Consider the following 4,706-nt stretch of genomic DNA (forward strand, 5'->3'; position numbering starts at 1 on the left):
GCCCACACCCACCCTCTGTGAGAGGGGGGGCGGGCGCGCGGCCGCGCGGCGCGCCCCCCCCGCGGGCCCCAAATCACAGTTGTGCCCGCGGGCAGTTGAACGATTTTCCAGAAGCTACGCGCGTAGCGTCCGCCGTACAGGGTATTTTTCGCCACCGACAGCGCCTGCGCACCGGCCTCATCCCCTCCTCACGCTCCCTGCCTAGGAGAGTGCGTCATCAAAGCCTCCAGCCCCAGCAGTCCCAACGCCGTAGAACTCCGCGGCATCACCAAGCGTTTCCCGGGAGTCGTGGCCAACCACGACATCGACATCACCGTGCGCCGCGGCACCGTGCACGCCCTCGTGGGCGAGAACGGCGCGGGCAAGTCGACCCTGATGAAGATCCTCTACGGCATGCAGAAGCCGGACGAGGGCACCATCACGGTCGACGGCGAGCTGGTGACGTTCCACAACCCCGGAGACGCCATCGCCCGCGGTGTCGGCATGGTGCACCAGCACTTCATGCTCGCGGACAACCTCACCGTCCTCGAGAACGTCGTCCTCGGCTCCGAGAAGCTGTACGGCATCGGCGACAAGGCCCGCGCCAAGATCAAGGAGATCTCCGACGCGTACGGCCTCGGCATCCGCCCGAACGCCCTCATGGAGGACCTCGGTGTGGCCGACCGTCAGCGCGTGGAGATCCTCAAGGTCCTCTACCGCGGCGCCCGCACCCTGATCCTCGACGAGCCGACCGCCGTGCTCGTCCCGCAGGAGGTCGACGCGCTCTTCGACAACCTGCGCGAGCTCAAGGCCGAGGGCCTCACGGTCATCTTCATCTCGCACAAGCTGGGCGAGGTGCTGTCGGTCGCCGACGAGATCACCGTCATCCGGCGCGGCACCACGGTCGGCACCGCCGACCCGAAGCACACCACCACCAAGCAGCTCGCCGAGCTGATGGTCGGCGCCGAGCTGCCCTCGCCGGAGACCCGCGAGTCGACGGTCACGGACGTGCCGATGCTGACGGTCCAGGACCTGTCGCTGAGCGCCGTCGACCCCGACGGTGTGGTCCGCGCGGTCCTCGGCGGCATCACCTTCACCATCCACAAGGGTGAGGTGCTCGGCATCGCCGGCGTCGAGGGCAACGGCCAGTCCGAGCTCGTCGACACGATCATGGGCATGCGCAACGCCGACCGGGGTGTCGTGACCCTCGACGGCGCGGACATCTCCGCCGCTCCGACGCGCAAGCGGCGCGAGGGCGGCATCGGCTGCATCCCCGAGGACCGCCACCGGCACGGTCTGCTCCTGGAGGCCCCCCTCTGGGAGAACCGCATCCTCGGCCACGTCACCGAGAAGCCCAACTCCAAGGGCGCCATCCTCGACCTCAAGGCCGCCCGCAAGGACACCGAGCGCATCGTCCGCGAGTACGACGTCCGTACCCCCGGCATCGAGGTCACCGCGGCCTCCCTCTCCGGCGGAAACCAGCAGAAGCTGATCGTCGGCCGCGAGATGAGCCACGACCCCAAGCTGCTGATCGCCGCGCACCCCACCCGGGGTGTGGACGTCGGCGCGCAGGCGCAGATCTGGGACCAGATCCGTGCGGCTCGCCGCGAAGGCCTGGCGGTCCTGCTGATCTCCGCCGACCTGGACGAGCTGATCGGCCTCTCCGACACCCTGCGCGTGATGTACCGCGGCCGGCTCGTCGCGGACGCCGACCCGGCGACCATCACCCCGGAGGAGTTGGGCTCGGCCATGACCGGCGCCGCCGCCGGCCACCTTGAGCACCCTGAGAGCCCTGAGGGCACCGACGGCCCGGAGGACGAGGCCCGATGAAGAAGTTCGACAAGGAGCGGCTGCTCCTCGGCATCGCGGCACCGCTGCTCGCGATCGTCGCCGCCTTCCTGATCACCGCCCTGGTGCTCGCGGCCACCGGCAAGGAGCCGTTCAGCGCCTTCGGCATCATGTTCGACTACGGCATCAAGTCGGACAGCCAGGTCTACATCATCAACAAGGCGACGACGTACTACCTGGCGGGCATCGCGGTGGCCATCGGCTTCCGCATGAACCTGTTCAACATCGGTGTCGACGGCCAGTACCGTCTCGCGGCCTTCTTCGCCGCCGCCGTCGGCGGGGCGCTGACCCTGCCGGGCATCGTCCAGATCCCGCTGATCATTATCACGGCGATGATCGTCGGCGCCATGTGGGCGGGCATCGCCGGTGTCCTCAAGACCACGCGGGGCGTCAGTGAGGTCGTCTCGACGATCATGCTGAACTTCATCGCGACCGCGATCATCGGATACCTGCTCCAGCCCGGCCGCCTCGGCCACCTGGACGCGGCCGGCACCAAGGTCGCCACGACCCCGCTGCCGGAGTCCTCGCACTTCTTCGAGTTCCCGACCACGCCGACCCCGATCTACGGCTTCGTCGTCATCGCGGCCATCGCGGGCGTCGGCTACTGGTTCACGCTCTCCCGCACCCGCTTCGGCTTCGACCTGCGCACCGTCGGCCAGTCCGACACGGCCGCCGCGGCCAGCGGTGTCAACGTGAAGAAGATGGTCGTCACCTCGATGCTGATCTCCGGCGCCATGGCCGGTCTGATCGGTATGCCGACGCTGCTCAACGACTCGTACGAGTTCGGCGGCGACTTCCCCGTCGGCATCGGCTTCACCGGTATCGCCATCGCCCTGCTCGGCCGCAACCACCCGATCGGCATCGCGCTCGCGGCGATCCTCTGGGCCTTCCTGGAGCGCGGTGGCCAGCAGCTGGAGTTCGAGGAGTACGACCGGGAGATCGTCGGCGTCATGCAGGGCGTGATCGTCCTCTGCGTCGTCATCGCCTACGAAGTCGTCCGCCGCTACGGCATCAAGCGCCAGCAGCGTCAGGTCGGCGAGAAGCTCGCGGCCCAGGCCCGTTCCAACGACACGACGGAGGTGTCGGCGTGACCGCCACGGCGACTTCCACCCCGCCGCCCGCCGCGCCCAAGGCGGCCGGTGGCAAGGGCGGCCGCACCCGCCTCTCCCTGCCCTGGATCCTGCTGATCGTCGCGGGCGGGCTCATCGCCCTCTCCGCCGTCCGGGCCATCACCGGCGCGCAGGACCTCACCTCGGCCGGCCAGATCGGCGCCGCGCTCTCGCTCGCCGTGCCGATCGGCCTCGCCGGTCTCGGCGGTCTGTGGTCCGAGCGCGCGGGCGTGGTCAACATCGGCCTCGAAGGCATGATGATCCTCGGCACCTTCTTCGGTGCCTGGGCCGGCTGGCAGACCAGCCCCTGGCTCGGCATCCTCGCCGGCATCGTGGGCGGCATGCTCGGCGGTCTGCTGCACGCGGTCGCCACCGTCACCTTCGGTGTCGACCACATCATCTCCGGTATCGCGATCAACATCCTCGCGGTCGGTTTCACCACCTACTTCGCCAAGCTGTGGTTCAACAGCGGCGAGGCCGCGGCCAAGGGCGGCAGCCCGAAGCAGTCCCCGCCGGCCGAGGAGATCACCTCGGTCACGATCCCCGGTCTGTCCGACTGGCTGGCCGACATCGAGAAGCACCACTGGTTCCTGGTCTCGGACATCGCCGGCATCCTCGGCGGCCTCGTCACCAACGTCTCGGTGGTCACGATCATCGCCGTACTGCTGGTGATCGGTACGTTCTTCGTGCTGTGGAAGACCGCGTTCGGTCTGCGGCTGCGCTCCTGCGGTGAGAACCCGATCGCGGCCGAGTCCCTCGGTGTCAACGTCTACAAGTACAAGTACATCGCCGTGATCGTCTCCGGCGGTCTCGCCGGTCTCGGTGGCGCGTTCCTGTCGCTGGTCACCTCGCACATCTACAACGAGGGCCAGACCGGTGGCCGTGGCTACATCGGCCTCGCGGCGATGATCTTCGGCAACTGGCGGCCGGGCGGCCTGGCCATGGGCGCCGGCCTGTTCGGCTTCGCCGACGCGCTCCAGCTGCGCAGCGGCGGCGAGTCCGTGCACGCGCTGCTCCTGCTGCTGTTCGCGGTCCTGGTGGCCATCGCGGCCTGGAAGGCGTACAAGAAGCGCTGGATCACCTCCTCGATCGCCATCGTCATCGGTGTCGGCGTCTTCATCTGGTACCTCGGCACGGAGACGGTCCCGGTCGAGTTCGTCAGCGCCACGCCGTACGTGGTCACGCTGCTGGTGCTGTCGCTCTCCGCGCAGCGTCTGCGGATGCCCAAGGCGGACGGCATGCGCTACCGCAAGGGCGAGGGCAAGTGACGCCCAGCGCCCAGGCGCCGGACTGGGAGGCCCTCCGGGAGGCCGCGCGGGACGCCATGTCCCGGGCGTACGCCCCGTACTCGGGCTACCCGGTCGGCGCCGCCGCGCTCGTCGACGACGGGCGCGTCGTCTCCGGCTGCAACGTGGAGAACGCCTCGTACGGCCTCGGGCTGTGCGCGGAGTGCGGGCTCGTCTCGCAGCTCCAGGCGACCGGCGGCGGGCGGCTGACCCACTTCGTCTGCGTCGACGGCCTGGGCGGCCCGCTGGTGCCGTGCGGACGGTGCCGGCAGCTGCTGTACGAGTTCGGCGGCCCCGAACTCGTACTGGAGACCCCGGAGGGGCTTCTGACGCTGGCGGAGATGCTGCCGCAGGCGTTCGGCCCCGGCCACCTCGCCAAGTAGGACCTCGGAGCGGGGCCGACCGCACCCACGGGGTGGGCGCCCCCCCCCAAGCCCCCCAGACCCGGGGTAATAGGCGCCCCAAGATCAGCAAAAACCACAAA

Annotated in this window: 4 protein-coding genes; all 4 read left to right on the forward strand. The window is 69.4% G+C overall.

Annotated elements, in window-relative coordinates; genetic code table 11:
• Positions 1-216 precede the first annotated feature (216 nt).
• Genes ACFVZW_RS08890 through ACFVZW_RS08905 form a run of 4 tightly spaced genes read left to right on the forward strand, consistent with a single transcriptional unit; the run spans position 217 to position 4,605 of the window.
• The gene (locus tag ACFVZW_RS08890) at positions 217-1,809 is read left to right on the forward strand and encodes an ABC transporter ATP-binding protein (RefSeq protein WP_384518952.1); all 1,593 of its coding nucleotides are present in this window, start codon (positions 217-219) and stop codon (positions 1,807-1,809) included.
• Positions 1,806-2,918, forward strand: a complete 1,113-nt coding sequence (locus ACFVZW_RS08895) for an ABC transporter permease (RefSeq protein ID WP_384518816.1) — start codon at positions 1,806-1,808, stop codon at positions 2,916-2,918. Before ACFVZW_RS08890 ends, ACFVZW_RS08895 begins: the two co-directional genes overlap by 4 nt.
• The gene (locus tag ACFVZW_RS08900; protein WP_384518818.1) at positions 2,915-4,204 is read left to right on the forward strand and encodes an ABC transporter permease; all 1,290 of its coding nucleotides are present in this window, start codon (positions 2,915-2,917) and stop codon (positions 4,202-4,204) included. Before ACFVZW_RS08895 ends, ACFVZW_RS08900 begins: the two co-directional genes overlap by 4 nt.
• Positions 4,201-4,605 (forward strand): cytidine deaminase, encoded by a 405-nt coding sequence (locus ACFVZW_RS08905; RefSeq protein WP_384518821.1) that lies wholly within the window; start codon positions 4,201-4,203, stop codon positions 4,603-4,605. Before ACFVZW_RS08900 ends, ACFVZW_RS08905 begins: the two co-directional genes overlap by 4 nt.
• The last annotated feature ends 101 nt before the right edge of the window (positions 4,606-4,706 follow it).

The sequence above is a fragment of the Streptomyces sp. NPDC059567 genome (assembly GCF_042735655.1).
Classification (GTDB): domain Bacteria; phylum Actinomycetota; class Actinomycetes; order Streptomycetales; family Streptomycetaceae; genus Streptomyces.

Coding starts and splice junctions, on each gene's coding strand:
- ACFVZW_RS08895 (WP_384518816.1), top strand. CDS start 1,806: ATGAAGAAGTTCGACAAGGAGCGGCTGCTCCTCGGCATCGCGGCACCG.